Below are 12,846 nucleotides of genomic sequence, written 5' to 3' on the forward strand. Positions count from 1 at the left end.
CATGTACTTTTACATGCAGTTGTTCACTGACATATCGGAGTCCTCATGAAACCCCTCGGCTGGTGGCTTCGCCACCTCCACGAGCTTCTCGAATCCTCCATGGCCCAGACCCTCGACGCGGAGTCTCTGACGCGCCGGCACTGGCAGGTACTCAACACGATCGCCCTCGGCGCCCGCACGCCGGAGCAGGTCGACACGGCAATGGCGCCGTTCGTCACCGGCGAGGGCTCGATGGCACCGAAGGTGGCCGACCTGCGTGCCCGCGGCTGGGTCGACGACGACGGCACCTTGACCGCCGACGGCCGCGAAGCTCACACCCGCGTCGAAGAGCGCATCAAGGAGTTCCGCGCGAAAGCCGTCGAGAGCATCAGCGACGACGACTACCGCACCACGCTGCGAACGCTCGAACGGTGCGCCGCCAACCTCGAAGCCGCCTGAGGAATATCCCGGGGTGCCCCGGTGTCGAACACTCTAGTAGTTGAACTTTCAAGCACTGGAGCGCTCGATGACCCGCACCCCGGTTCTCTACCTCAGCCACGGCGCCCCGCCGCTCGCCGACGACACGACGTGGACCCGCCAGCTCGCCGGCTGGTCCGCCGACCTCCCGAAGCCCCGCGCGATCCTGGTCGTGTCGGCGCACTGGGAGGAAGCGCCGCTGACCATCGGGGCGACGACGACCGTGCCGCTCGTGTACGACTTCTGGGGCTTCCCCGAGCGCTACTACCAGGTGAAGTACGCGGCTCCCGGCGCGCCCGAGCTGGCGGCGAAGGTCCGGAAGCTGCTTCGCTCGACCGAGACGCCCGTGCACGACGCCCCGGAGCGCGGCCTCGACCACGGCGCTTACGTGCCGTTGGTGGAGATGTACCCGGACGCCGACATCCCGGTGCTGCAGGTATCGATGCCCTCGCTCGACCCGCGGGAGCTGTTCGACGTCGGCCGCAAACTCGCGCCGTTGCGCGACGAAGGCGTGCTGATCATCGGCAGCGGCTTCTTCACCCACAACCTGAGCGGCATGGCCCGCGCCACCGACGGGACGCCGCCGGCGTGGTCGGCCGAGTTCGACCACTGGGGTGCCGAGGTCCTGCGCAGCGGCGACGTCGACACGCTGCTGGACTTCCGGCACAAGGCGCCGGCGGCGACGCTCGCGCACCCGCGGATCGAGCATTTCGCACCGCTGTTCGTCTCCCTCGGCGCCACCTCGGACGAGGGTTCCGGCCGCACGGTGATCGACGGCTTCTGGCACGGCCTGGCCAAGCGTTCCCTGCAGTTCTCCTGACCGGCCCGCGAAACTCAAACGAGCCCCAGGAGCCATGCCGGCTCCTGGGGCTCGTCGTCTCCAGGGAAGGAGAGCTATTCGGTGTTCGCGGGTGGTCCCGCAGCCGCGGTCACGTCGCCGGAGCGCTCCGTGCGAGGTCGCCCTCGCGGCGCGGTGGAGCGCCCGCCGCCGTGACAGCGGGGTTCGTGGGCCGGCGGGTTCCCCGGTTCCGGAGAACCCGCCGGCGTCACCGCACTACTTGCGCTTGACCAGACCCAGCAGCTTCGCGAGGAAGCCAGTCGAGTCCAGCCCCGACATCGCCGGAACCTGCGGGGTGCTGTCCAGCACCGGCAGCTTCGCGTTCACCGGCAGGGCCGGGGCGGCGGGCAGCGCGGTCGGCAGAGCCGTCGGCAGGGCGGTCGGCAGCGCGACCGGCAGGGCCGGGGCCGCGACGGGCAGACCGGTGGCCGGCACGTCCGCACGCTCGGTGCCGTGGCCCCCGAGGGTGCCCAGCGACGACAGGCCGTTCACCGGCAGCGCCGAGGCGGCGGGCAGCGCCGGCAGAGCCGGCTTCGGCAGGGCCGCCTTCGGCAGAGCCGGAGCGCCACCGAGGGCCGGCAGCGCCACGGGCAGGCCGGCAGCCGGCACGTCCGCACGCTCAGTGCCGTGACCCCCGAGGGTGCCCAGCGACGACAGGCCGTTCACCGGCAGCGCCGAAGCGGAGGGCAGCGCCGGAGCCGGCAGGTGCGCCAGGCCGGAAGCACCCGACAGCGGGCTGGTCACCGGCGGCACGTCGGCGCGCTCGGTGGCCAGCGGAGCCGCGACCGGCAGCGTGGGCAGGCCCTGGGTGGGCAGCCCCGCGGTCGGCAGCTTGCTCGCGAGACCGGCCACCGCCGGCAGGCCCTGGGTGGGCAGCTCGGCGTTCGGCAGGTTGCCGGCGACCCCGGCCACCGCGGGCACGGCCCGCATGGGCAGCCCCTGGGTGGGCAGGCCCTGAGTGGACAGGTTGCTGGTCTTCACCGCGCTGGTCAGCCCGTTCAGCGACGGCAGGCCGCCGACCAGTCCGGCGACCGGCAGCTTGGCCATCAGCCCGTCCAGCGACGGCAGCCCACCCTGGGTGGGCAGGCCGCCCTTGGTGGGCAGGCCGCTGCGAAGCGCAGCCAGCGACGGCAGCTCGTCAGCCGCCAGCTCCGAGCCCTCGGCCGGGAACGCGATGGGGTCCGCGGTCTCGTCGTCGATGCTCGTCGCGTCCGTCGCGTAGGCGGTGGCGACCCCGAGCAGCTCGAGGGGCACACCGAAGATCTGCACCGGGAGCGCGAACGCGTGGTACAGGTCGAGGCCCGACAGGCTGGACTGGTCGCCCGCGGTGAGGGCCTTGCCGCCGTTCTCCGTGGTCAGCGTGTCCTCGCCGACGGCGTTCGCCACGCCGCCCACGGTCACCGCGTCGCCGAACAGCTGCGCGATCGCGGTCACCGGCAGGTCGAGGATGTTGCCGGAGATCGCGCCTTCGACACCGGAGGTGGTGTCGTCGCCCGAGTTCCCAACCTCGGTCATGTTGATGCCGGCGCCCTTGGCGACACCCGCCGCGCTGACGGCGTCACCGAAGACCTGCGCCACCGCCAGCGGGTCCACGCCGACGATGTTGCCGGCCACGCTGCCGCGGTCGCCGTTGGTGGTGGCGTTGCCGCCCGCCTGCGACTCGACGTCGTTGGTGCCCGCCCCGGTGCCCAGCGCGGCCGCCGCGATCCCGTCGCTGAAGACGTTGCCGGCCCCCGCGATCGGGGCCTTCACGATGTTGCCGGTCAGCGCACCGTCGCGGCCGTCGGTCAGGGCGTTGCCGCCCGCCGTCGCGTCGGTGATGTTGTCGTTCTCGCCGGTGCCGATGCCGGCGAGGGCGCCACCGACGCCCATCGCCTGCACGGGCAGCGCGACCGGGGCCTCGATGATGTTGCCCGCGCCGGCGCCCGCCGGGCCGCTGGCCTTGAGGTCGCCGCCCGCGTTGGACGTCGTGTCGGTCGAGCCCTTGCCGTGGCCCTGGCCGATGAAGGCGCCACCGATGTTGGCGACCTGCACCGGCAGCGACGCCGGCACCGCGCCGAGGTTGGAGCTCAGGAAGCCGTTGTCGTCGTTGGTGTTGCCACCGCGGCCGCCGGAGACGACCTTGGTCTCGTCGGCCGCGCCGGAGCCCTGGCCGATGAACGAGCCGCCGATGCCGAAGACCTCGGCGGGGAGGCCGACCGGCACCTGGACGAGGTTGCCCGAGCCGGACGAGTTGTGGCCCAGCGTGCCGTCGTACCCGCCGGCGGTGACCTTCTTGTCCTCGGTCGCCGCGCCGGTCGCGTTGCCGATGTGGCTGCCGCCGACACCGAAGACCTCGGGCGCGCCCGCGGCCTGGGTGTTGAGGAGGTTGCCGCCCAGGAAGGCGCCGTTGCCCCTGGTGTAGGTGCCGTCGCCGGCGTTGGCGTCGGTCGTGTTGTCGTGCGCGGCGTTCGCCTGGCCGATGTAGGTGCCACCGATGCCGAAGGCCTCGACCGGCAGCGCGATCGCCGGGTTCAGGACGTTGCCCGACCCGCTCGAGTTGTCACCGGCGGTCGTGACCAGGCCACCCGAGTCGGCAGCGCTGGAGGAGCTGCCGGTTTCGGGGAGACCCGCCGAGGCGTTGCCGATCCACGAGCCCGCGACACCCGCGACGTTCGCGATCGGGGACAGCGCGGCCGATCCGGCGTTGCCGGACAGGAACGAGTCGTTGCCGCTGGTCGCGAGGTAGGTCGGGCTGCCGCCGCGGACCTTGCGGTCGGCGCCGGACGTGGCGTCGGCGGAGGTGTTGCAGCCGTCGGAGTTCGACAGCGAGCCCCACACCGCACCGGAGTTGCAGTTGAACTTGACCGGCAGGGCGATCGGCGCACCGACCACGTTGCCCGACCCGGAGGCCCGGTCGCCGGAGCTCAGCAGCGAGCCACCGGAGGCGGCGACGGTGTCGGCGGAGTAGCCGTGGCTCTGCCCGTTGCCGAGCAGGTAGGACGCGGCGTTGCCGGTCACCTGCACCGGGGTGGCGAACTGGCCCGCCACCACGTTGCCGGAGAGCGAGGAGCCGTCGCCGTCGGTGTCGACGTCACCGGTCTCGGTGGTGCTCTGGCTGGCCGACCCGCCGATCACGCGGCCGGTGCCGCCGGCGACGCCACCGCCGTTCCCGGCGATCTGGACGGGGAGCGCCCAGTCGAGGACAACGGCGTTGCCCGCGAGGCTGGAGTCCTGGCCTGTCGTCTTGACGTCCTGGTCGTGCGACCAGGTCTGCGAGTGGTCGGTGCCCGCGACGTTCGCGTCGCCGATCACGCCGATCGCGTTGTCGACGATCTGGATCGGGACGACGACGTCGCCCGTGACCTTGTTGCCCTTGAGGTTCCGGTGGCTCGGGGTGAACTTGCCGCCCAGCGTGCTGTCGCTGATCGGGCTGGCTTGGTCGAACTGCTTCGCGCCCTCGTTCGCGGCCTTGGTGACCGGCTTGGTGCTCAGCTCCGTCTGCCCGGCGGGCAGGTCCAGCTGGCCGAAGGGGGTGCCGACCGCGTTGTTGGCTTCCTGGATCGGAGCCGTGGCGTTCAGGTCGAGCGGTGAGGCAGGGGTGTCAGGGTTGACGTTCTCGTCAGCCGAGGCGATGCCGGTGCCCAGCATCAGCAACCCACCCGTGACAAATGCGGTCTGGAGTCCGCGCTTTGCCCACGTCTGCATGGGGTTTTTCTCCTTTATTTCGGGTTCCCTTGCGGGTTCATGGGTGTGCGCTCGTCGAAAAGGGGAATGGCGTCCGAGCGCACCGAGGGGATGGCACTTGGTGCGGGCGCACGAAAGCGCACCGCCGGGTCACGGGGGTGGAGCGGACGCGAAGCCGTCAGCGAAGGACGGACGTGGACGCGTCAGCGGCCCGTGAAGGGAGGTGTTCAGTCAGGAGTGACGCCGGGCTGTTCGCCCGGGGTGCGCAGCGAGTGGCGCAGGCCGGCGCGGCTCATCGCCGCGACGGCGGTGTCGACGGCATCGGTCGTCCAGAAGGGAACGCCGAAGTTGAAGCCGTCGAGGTGTCCACCGGGGGCAGTGGTGCCGCCCGGGGCGGTGGGGACGGCCGGCGCGATCGGAAGCTGCGCCGGGGTCAGGGGCGACGGCAGGTCACGGTGCCCGTTGCGGGCGTGGCCCGCGGCATCGGTGACGTCGTCGTGCTGCCAGCCCGCCGGCATCGCGAGCGCGGCTTGCAGCGCGGCGGGAAGTTCGACGGTGGAGACGGCGGAGGTGCCCGCCGCCTGGCCGGCGCCGGAGGTCATCGGCCCGTCCTCGACCGGGGCGACGCCCGGGAGGACGGGGAGCGGGACCAGGCCGCCGGGCCGGGCCGGGTCGAGCAGCTGCCACACCTGGCGGCCGAAGTCGGTGGCCGGCGCGGGGGCGATGGTCTGCTCGATGACCTGGCGGGTGTCCTGCGGCTTGCGCGCGATGTGCTCGAACGCGCCGAGGGTGCGCTGGGCCGGGCTCAGCACCGCGTCGTCGGCGAGGTCCGTCACGGAGTCGCTGACGTGCTCGGAGACGTCGTGCCCGACGGTGCCGGCATCGGTGCGACCGCACGAACGCGGGGCCTGCGGCTCGCTCCACGTCGTCGCGTCCTGGTGGCAGGCCACGTCGGCGACCCCACCGGCGACCTCGCCCGCGAAGTGCCCGGCACCGCGGTTCGCGTCGCCGATCCCGGCTGCCGTGGCGTCGGTGACCGGGGTGACGGAGGCGGTGCCGACCTCGACGCTCGGGCCGGCCACGACGTCCGCGGAAGCGGTGGCACCGGAGACGAGCCACACGGCGGCGGTGCCCGCCACGGCGCCGCCGAGCACGAGCAGCGCACGCGACACGAGACGGCCGGCGCGCTTCGCGCCCTGCCTCTCGTTCGCCGCGGTGTTCGCCACTCGTCGTCTCCTCGTGCTTGCTTCGTGATCAGGTCGTTGCGGAAGCGACCTAATCAAATCGGCGGCGCGCCGCGCACCCTCGAAGCGACTTGATGCCCCCATCGTGTGAAAGACACACGGTGTAGCCCGGTTTGACGGTCGGTGATCATGCCTGGCCGCCCCGTGTGTCGGACGCGGCGGTCGGAAAGCGGCCGAATCGGGCGGTCCAGCCGCTACGGTGAGCCGGTGACCCACGCGCGACGCGAAGACCCGTTCCTGCCGGAGCACGAGGACGTCACCGGCCTGATCCCCCGGGGCCTGCGCATCAGCGCGGCCCTGGCGTGGCGGTTGATCGTGGTGGCCGCGGCGTTGTACGTCGTGGGGTGGGTGATCGGCCGCCTGTCCGTCGTCGTGATCCCGCTGGGCATCGCCCTGCTCCTCTCGGCGCTGCTCGCGCCGGCCGTGCAGAAGCTGGTGGCGGTCCGGTTCCCGCGCGGGCTGGCGACGGCGATCGTGCTGATCGCCGGGCTCGCGGTGCTGGGCGGGCTGCTGACGTTCGTCGTCACGCAGTTCTCCAGCGGCCTGCCCCAGCTGCAGCGCCAGCTCAACGAAAGCCTCAACCAGATCAAGGAATGGCTGATCAACGGCCCGGCGCACCTGCGCCAGGAGCAGATCCAGCAGTTCATCAACCAGGTCTTCGGATTCCTGCAGAACAACCAGAGCTGGCTCACCGACACGGCGCTGACCACGGCGAGCACGGTCGGCGAGATCCTCACCGGCTTCCTGCTCACCCTCTTCATCACGATCTTCTTCCTCAGCGGCGGCGAGGGCATCTGGACGTTCCTCGTCCGCGTCGCGCCCGGCCGGGTCCGCAACCGGGTGGACGTCGCCGGGCGGCGCGGGTTCGCGTCGCTGGTCAGCTACGTGCGGGCGACGGCGGCGGTGGCGGTCGTCGACGCCGTCGGCATCGGCATCGGGCTGTGGATCGTGGGCGTGCCGCTGGTGATCCCGCTGGCCACGCTGGTGTTCCTCGGCGCGTTCATCCCGATCATCGGCGCGGTCCTCACCGGCGGTGTCGCGGTGCTGATCGCCCTGGTCACCAACGGCTTCATCGGCGCGGTGATCGTGCTGGCCATCGTGATCGGCGTGATGCAGCTGGAAAGCCACGTGCTGCAGCCGCTGCTGCTCGGGCGCGCGGTGAAGCTGCACCCCCTCTCCGTGGTCCTGGCCATCACCGTCGGCCTCGTCGTGGGCGGGATCGCGGGCGCGCTGATGGCGGTGCCGATCCTGGCCGTGCTCAACGCGGGCGTCCGGTCCCTGCTGCACGAGGAGAACCCGGACCCGGCCGAGGTGAACGTCCTCAAGGACCAGGCCGCACAGCCGAACGACGCCGAGCCCGGCTCCCCGCGGGCCACGGTGGCGACCCGCGGCGAAGACGACGGGCAGTGACCGTCCGGCGCACGCCCGACCCGGTCACGCCCATGTGGCGGGGCGTGCTCGCCTTCCGCTTCCTCACCTGGGCGTTCGCCTGCGCCACGGTGATCGTCCAGAGCGGTGAATACCGGCGCGAGTGGCTGGCGTGGACGGTCCTCGGCGTGATGGCCGTCTGGTCGGCCGTCAGCAGCTTCTTCTACCTGCGCGAGCGGACCCGGCCGCCGGCACTGGTCGTCTTCGACCTCGTGCTGTCCACCGGGCTGCTGCTGACCTCGCCGTGGGTGCTCAGCGACGCGCAGTTCACGCTGGACGTCCCGCTCATCACCACGGTGTGGGCGGCCGTGCCGCCGGTCGCCGCGGGCGCGCGGTTCGGCGCGGCCGGCGGGGTGCTCGCCGGGCTGGTCGTCGGCGTGGCGACCGCGCTGGCCCGGGAGAAGTTCGACCTCGACGTCGCCCGCGACGGCGTCCTGCTCGCCGCCGCCGGCCTGCTCGTCGGCATGGCCTCGACGATGGCCCGCCGGTCGGCGGCGCGGCTGGAGCAGGCGCTGCGGAAGGAAGCGGCGACGGCCGAGCGGGAGCGGCTGGCCCGGTCGATCCACGACAGCGTGCTGCAGGTGCTCGCGCGGGTCCGCAAGCGCGGCAACGAGGTCGGCGGTGAGGCGGCGGAGCTGGCCCGGCTGGCCGGCGAGCAGGAGATCGCCCTGCGGTCGCTGGTGACCACCGAGCCGGCGGCGCCGAACGACAGCGGCAAGATGAGCCTGCGCGCCGCGTTGCAGGTGCTCGCGACACCGTCGGTGCAGGTCTCGGCCCCGGCGGACGACGTCGAACTGCCGGCGCACGTCACCGGCGAACTGGTCGCCGTGACCCGCGAAGCGCTGGCGAACGTCGAGAAGCACGCGGGCCCGGACGCGCACGCGTGGGTGCTGCTGGAGGACCTCGGCGACGAGGTCGTGGTGAGCATCCGCGACGACGGACCGGGCATACCGGACGGCGTTCTCGAGCAAGCCGCCGCGGACGGGCACCTCGGCGTGGTGGAATCCATCCGGGGGCGGGTCCGCGACCTCGGCGGGAGCGCGACCCTCGACACCGGGCCCGGCCGGGGCACGGAGTGGGAGGTCAGGGTGCCGAGCACGAGGGGTAGGAAATGAGTGACGAACCACGGATTTCCGTGATGGTGGTCGACGACCACCCGATCTGGCGGGACGGGGTGGCCCGCGACCTGACCGAACACGGCTTCGACGTGCGGGCGACCGCGCCGGACGCCGACGCGGCGCTGCGGATCGCCCGGACCGTGCAGCCGGACGTCGTCCTCATGGACCTCAACCTCGGCAGCACTTCGGGCGTGGACGCGACACGCGAGATCACCGCCGCGCTGCCGTCGACGAAGGTGCTGGTGCTCTCGGCGAGCGGCGAGCACAAGGACGTCCTGGAGGCGGTGAAGGCCGGCGCGTCCGGCTACCTGGTCAAGTCGGCGTCCGCGGTGGAGCTGGTCGACGCCGTCCACCGCACCGCCGCCGGCGACCCGGTGTTCACCGCGGGCTTGGCCGGGCTGGTGCTCGGCGAGTACCGGCGGATGGCCGACGCGTCGAGCGAGGACGCCGCGGGCGCCGAGCCACCGCGGCTGACCGAGCGCGAAACCGACGTCCTGCGCCTGGTCGCGAAGGGGCTGACGGCGCGGCAGATCGCCGAGCGGCTCGTGCTGTCGCACCGCACGGTGGAGAACCACGTGCAGTCGACGCTGCGGAAGCTGCAGCTGCACAACCGCGTCGAGCTGGCCCGGTACGCGATCGAGCACGGCCTCGACGAGGATTGATCCCTCAGGGGAGGACCGCGAAGCCGCTCCAGCTGCCCTGCGGCAACGCGGCCGCGCTCAGCCGCCACTGCGGTTCGCCGGGGTGCCAGGCGGCGAGGACGCCGTCGGCGAGCACGAGGTCACCGGCGTCCGACCAGTCGAAGCCGCCACCGTGGTTGAGGTGTTCGGTGATGTACGGCATCCCGGGGGCGTGGTCCCAGGTCGGCCCGTCCGGGCGGAGCAGCCAGATGTCCCGCGTCTGCGTGTTGGTGTGGCGGTAGGCGGAGTCCGCGAAGTCGACGGCCCAGATGGTTCCTTCACGCGAGGGCACCACGGTGGGCGCCGCGCCGATCGAGGGCCGGCTGAGCTTCTCGCTGCTGTTGTCCCGCAGGTTGACCAAGGTCAAGTCGGTCAGGCCGTCGAGCAGCATCCAGTCGCCGGCGGCGCCCAGGATGCGCGGCGACTGCCGGATCGTGCGGCCGGTCGCCGGTTCGATCAGGGCGTCGGTCGACTCGGCGGCGCCGGCGTTGATGGTGATCAGCAGGCCGTGCGCGGTCTCGGTCCGCACCCGGGTGCGGCAGCTGGCGGGCTGGCCGTGGCTGAGCTCGCCCGCGGCGAGCGAGTCGTGCTCGAGCCGGCAGTCGTCCGGCGCGTCCTGCCGGATCAGCCACACGCCTTCGCCGCCGGCGTCCGGACCCGCCGACCAGGCGCGGCCGAGGGACCGCGGCGGGCTCGACGTCCCGGTGTACTCGAGGATTTCGAAGGGCTCGGCGTCCCGGGAGTACGGCGGGTGGACCGTCAGGACGACGTGCTTCCCGACCCGCACGACGTCCAGCCGGACGTCACCACCGGGGTAGCCAGGCGGGGTGGCCGCGGGGCCGCGGTCGGCGTCGAACAGGGTGGGTCCGACAGTCGGCAGCAGCGCGGAGACGCCGATGCCGCCGGTGGCGTGGATGCCGGAGAGTTCCGCCAGCGGAGCCGGCGGTGGCATCGGGGGTTCGCTGGTGCACCCGGCCAGCAGCACGGCGGCCGCGGTGGCGGCAGCGGCGCGGACTACGGGTCTGTTCAGGGTTTTCCCCCGATCTCCCTGGTGGAATCCAGTTCTACCATCGTGGACATGGGTGAGGAAGAGACCACGACGGCGCAACCGGTGACCGAAACCAAGCCGTTGAGCGAGCGCGATCTTCGGGTGTCCGACGACGAGCGCGAGCACGTCGTCGGCGTGCTGCAGAAGGCGATCGGCCGCGGCATGCTCGACCTCGACGAGTTCACCGAGCGCACCGACCGCGCACTGGCGTCGAGGACGCGCGGCGAGCTGAACGCCGTGCTGGCCGACCTGGCCGGCCTCTACCACCCGGCCGCGGCCCTCGCCGCCGCGCCGGCGTACGCGGCTCCGGCGAGCTACGGCGGCTATTCGCCGGGGCGGCGCATCGAGCTCAACGCGAAGTATTCGTCGCTGCACCGCGGCGGCCCGTGGGTGGTGCCGTCCGAGCTGGTCGTGCGCAACAAGTACGGCTCGACGAAGCTCGACTTCACCGAGGCCCAGGTGCAGTCGCCGGTGGTGCACATCGAGCTGGACGCCAAGTGGGGCTCGGTCGAGATCATCATCCCGGAGCACGCCGCGGTGGACCTGAACTCGATCAGCGACGTCAAGTTCGGCGCGATGGAGGACAAGACGCGCAGCAACGGCCGGATGGGCAACCCCCGGTACGTGCTGAGCGGCCGCGTGCACGGCGGATCGCTGGTCATCCGGCACCCGCGGCGCGGCATCTTCGGCTAGCCGGGGCCCCTCTGCCCCCGGCGTCAAGAAGGCCTCCCCACCCAGGCATCGGGTGGGGAGGCCTTCGCTCGTCAGGCGGCCAGCGGCCGGATCGACCGCAGGTGCCGGGCGACGAACCAGACGAGGACGGCGAAGGCGACGGTGGCGAGCCCGGCGGCGACGTGCAACCCGGCGGGCAGGCCGTAGGAGCGGGCGACGGCGTTGCCGAGCGTGCCGACGGTGGCGAGGCCGAAGGAGTAGCCGAATTCGTTGACGGTCTGGGCCAGGGAAGCGGCGGCGCCCGCCTTGCGCACCGGAACCGAGCCGACGACGAGGTCAGTGCCCAGCGCGACCATCGGCCCGACACCCAGCGACGTCACGGCGAACCCGAGAGCCGGCCACACCGGTCCGGCCGCGGGCTCGACGAGGGCGAGGATCGCCATGCCGGCCGCGGCGAGCGCCACCCCGCCGGCGATCAGCGCGCCGGGCCGGACCCGGCGGGCGAGCACGGGAGCGGCGAGGAAGCTGACGGTCGAACCGGCCATCCCGGGCAGCAGCCCCAGCGCGGCCCCGACCGGCGACAGGTGCTGCGCGAGCTGGAAGAACTGCGCGACGAACAGCATGGTGGTGCCGCCGAGCATGCTGAACAGCAGCATCCCGCCGAGGGTGGTGCGGAACGCCTTCGCGGCGAACAGGCTGAAGTCGATGAGCGGGTCGGCGAGAGCGCGCTGCCGCCTGACGAAGACGTACCCGATGACCAGGCCGGCCCCGAGGGCGAGCAGCGCGGTGAGGTGGACGCCATCGCGGGCGAGTTCCTTGACGCCGTAGACGGCGGGCAGGATCGCGCCGAGGGAGAGGGCGACGCTCGGCAGGTCGAGGCGTCCGGCGGTCTCGTCCCGGTACTCCGGCAGCAGCTTCGGGCCGATGACGAGGAGAAGGACCATGGCGGGGACGCCGAGCAGGAAGACCGAGCCCCACCAGAAGTGTTCGAGCATGAAGCCGCCGACCATCGGCCCGACGATCGCGCCGACGGTGAAGCAGCCGGCCCAGATCCCGATGGCTTCGGCCCGCTGCCGCGGGTTTTCGAACAGGGTGCCGATGAGCGAGAGGGTCGAGGGACCGAGCGTGGCTCCGGCGATCCCGAGCGCGGCCCGAGCGGCGATGAGCATGCCGGCACTGGTGGAGAAGGCGGCGAGAACGGAGGCACCCCCGAAGGCGGCGGCGCCGATGAGGAGGAGTTTCCGGCGGCCGATCCGGTCGCCGAGGGTCCCCATGGTGACCATGAACCCGGCGACCATGAAGCCGTAGGTGTCCATGATCCAGAGCTGTTCGGTGCCATCGGCGTGCAGGCTGAGGGCGAGTTTCGGCAGGGCGAGCACGAGGACGAAGACGTCGAGCGAGACGAGCAGGGTGGGCAAGGCCAGCACGGCCAGCCCGATCCACTCCCGACGCCCGGCCCGGACGGCTCGTGCCTGGGCACCGGCCGCGGCGCCGGCTTCGGCCGGGCCGGAGATGGTGGCGGTCATGGTGAGGTCCTCTCGACTCGGGTGCTTCGCTTCTCACCTCTTCGTCGAGCGGCCACGGGCGGGATCGACAACGCCCGGAATCTTTTCTGATCGAACGCGGCGAAGGCCGTCCCGGAGATGTCGGGACGGCATTCACGAGCTCGAGGCGGGTTGCCCACACCCCTCGATAA

General features: G+C 72.3%; 10 protein-coding genes. 6 read left to right on the forward strand and 4 right to left on the reverse strand.

Annotated elements, in window-relative coordinates; translation table 11 throughout:
- The first annotated feature begins 45 nt into the window (after nt 1-45).
- Together ISP_RS47665 and ISP_RS47670 are read left to right on the forward strand one after the other, a co-directional pair.
- On the forward strand, nt 46-438 hold the full coding sequence (locus ISP_RS47665) for a MarR family winged helix-turn-helix transcriptional regulator (RefSeq protein WP_013231011.1): 393 nt from the start codon (nt 46-48) through the stop codon (nt 436-438).
- A gap of 67 nt (nt 439-505) precedes the next feature.
- Nucleotides 506-1,276: a dioxygenase family protein gene (locus ISP_RS47670; RefSeq protein WP_013231012.1), complete on the forward strand. Its 771-nt coding sequence runs from the start codon at nt 506-508 to the stop codon at nt 1,274-1,276.
- Between the two features lie 234 nt (nt 1,277-1,510).
- On the opposite strand, the gene ISP_RS47675 is transcribed toward ISP_RS47670, so the two are convergent.
- Together ISP_RS47675 and ISP_RS47680 are read right to left on the reverse strand one after the other, a co-directional pair.
- Nucleotides 1,511-4,924, reverse strand: a complete 3,414-nt coding sequence (locus ISP_RS47675; protein ID WP_020971684.1) for a beta strand repeat-containing protein — start codon at nt 4,922-4,924, stop codon at nt 1,511-1,513.
- A 263-nt stretch (nt 4,925-5,187) separates the two neighbouring features.
- Entirely contained in the window at nt 5,188-6,186 is a 999-nt protein-coding gene (locus ISP_RS47680) for a hypothetical protein (RefSeq protein ID WP_013231014.1), read from the reverse strand.
- A 225-nt stretch (nt 6,187-6,411) separates the two neighbouring features.
- Here ISP_RS47680 and ISP_RS47685 point away from each other — a divergent pair, with 225 nt between their 5' ends.
- Genes ISP_RS47685 through ISP_RS47695 form a run of 3 tightly spaced genes read left to right on the forward strand, consistent with a single transcriptional unit; the run spans nt 6,412 to nt 9,412 of the window.
- Complete coding sequence (locus ISP_RS47685) at nt 6,412-7,614, forward strand: AI-2E family transporter (protein ID WP_013231015.1); 1,203 nt, start codon at nt 6,412-6,414, stop codon at nt 7,612-7,614.
- Nucleotides 7,611-8,747, forward strand: coding sequence for a MacS family sensor histidine kinase (macS, locus tag ISP_RS47690; RefSeq protein ID WP_013231016.1), 1,137 nt, complete (start codon nt 7,611-7,613; stop codon nt 8,745-8,747). The genes ISP_RS47685 and macS overlap by 4 nt, the downstream gene beginning before the upstream one ends.
- On the forward strand, nt 8,744-9,412 hold the full coding sequence (locus ISP_RS47695; RefSeq protein ID WP_013231017.1) for a response regulator: 669 nt from the start codon (nt 8,744-8,746) through the stop codon (nt 9,410-9,412). The genes macS and ISP_RS47695 overlap by 4 nt, the downstream gene beginning before the upstream one ends.
- 4 nt (nt 9,413-9,416) lie before the next feature.
- Here ISP_RS47695 and ISP_RS47700 read toward each other — a convergent pair whose 3' ends face one another.
- Nucleotides 9,417-10,382, reverse strand: coding sequence for a hypothetical protein (locus tag ISP_RS47700; RefSeq protein ID WP_230468662.1), 966 nt, complete (start codon nt 10,380-10,382; stop codon nt 9,417-9,419).
- A gap of 126 nt (nt 10,383-10,508) precedes the next feature.
- Here ISP_RS47700 and ISP_RS47705 point away from each other — a divergent pair, with 126 nt between their 5' ends.
- A complete protein-coding gene (locus ISP_RS47705; protein ID WP_014467889.1) occupies nt 10,509-11,171 on the forward strand; it encodes a DUF1707 SHOCT-like domain-containing protein in 663 nt (220 codons plus the stop codon).
- Between the two features lie 71 nt (nt 11,172-11,242).
- Here ISP_RS47705 and ISP_RS47710 read toward each other — a convergent pair whose 3' ends face one another.
- Complete coding sequence (locus ISP_RS47710) at nt 11,243-12,676, reverse strand: MFS transporter (RefSeq protein ID WP_013231020.1); 1,434 nt, start codon at nt 12,674-12,676, stop codon at nt 11,243-11,245.
- Between the last annotated feature and the right edge of the window lie 170 nt (nt 12,677-12,846).

It is taken from the genome of Amycolatopsis mediterranei, from assembly GCF_026017845.1.
Classification (GTDB): Bacteria; Actinomycetota; Actinomycetes; order Mycobacteriales; family Pseudonocardiaceae; genus Amycolatopsis; species Amycolatopsis mediterranei.

Excerpts from the sequence above, each read along its gene's own strand:
- ISP_RS47675 (WP_020971684.1), bottom strand. The coding sequence starts at position 4,924 with ATGCTGGGCACCGGCATCGCCTCGGCTGACGAGAACGTCAACCCTGAC.
- ISP_RS47665 (WP_013231011.1), top strand. The coding sequence starts at position 46 with ATGAAACCCCTCGGCTGGTGGCTTCGCCACCTCCACGAGCTTCTCGAA.
- ISP_RS47670 (WP_013231012.1), top strand. The coding sequence starts at position 506 with ATGACCCGCACCCCGGTTCTCTACCTCAGCCACGGCGCCCCGCCGCTC.
- ISP_RS47705 (WP_014467889.1), top strand. The coding sequence starts at position 10,509 with ATGGGTGAGGAAGAGACCACGACGGCGCAACCGGTGACCGAAACCAAG.
- ISP_RS47710 (WP_013231020.1), bottom strand. The coding sequence starts at position 12,676 with ATGACCGCCACCATCTCCGGCCCGGCCGAAGCCGGCGCCGCGGCCGGT.
- ISP_RS47700 (WP_230468662.1), bottom strand. The coding sequence starts at position 10,382 with ATGCCACCGCCGGCTCCGCTGGCGGAACTCTCCGGCATCCACGCCACC.
- ISP_RS47695 (WP_013231017.1), top strand. The coding sequence starts at position 8,744 with ATGAGTGACGAACCACGGATTTCCGTGATGGTGGTCGACGACCACCCG.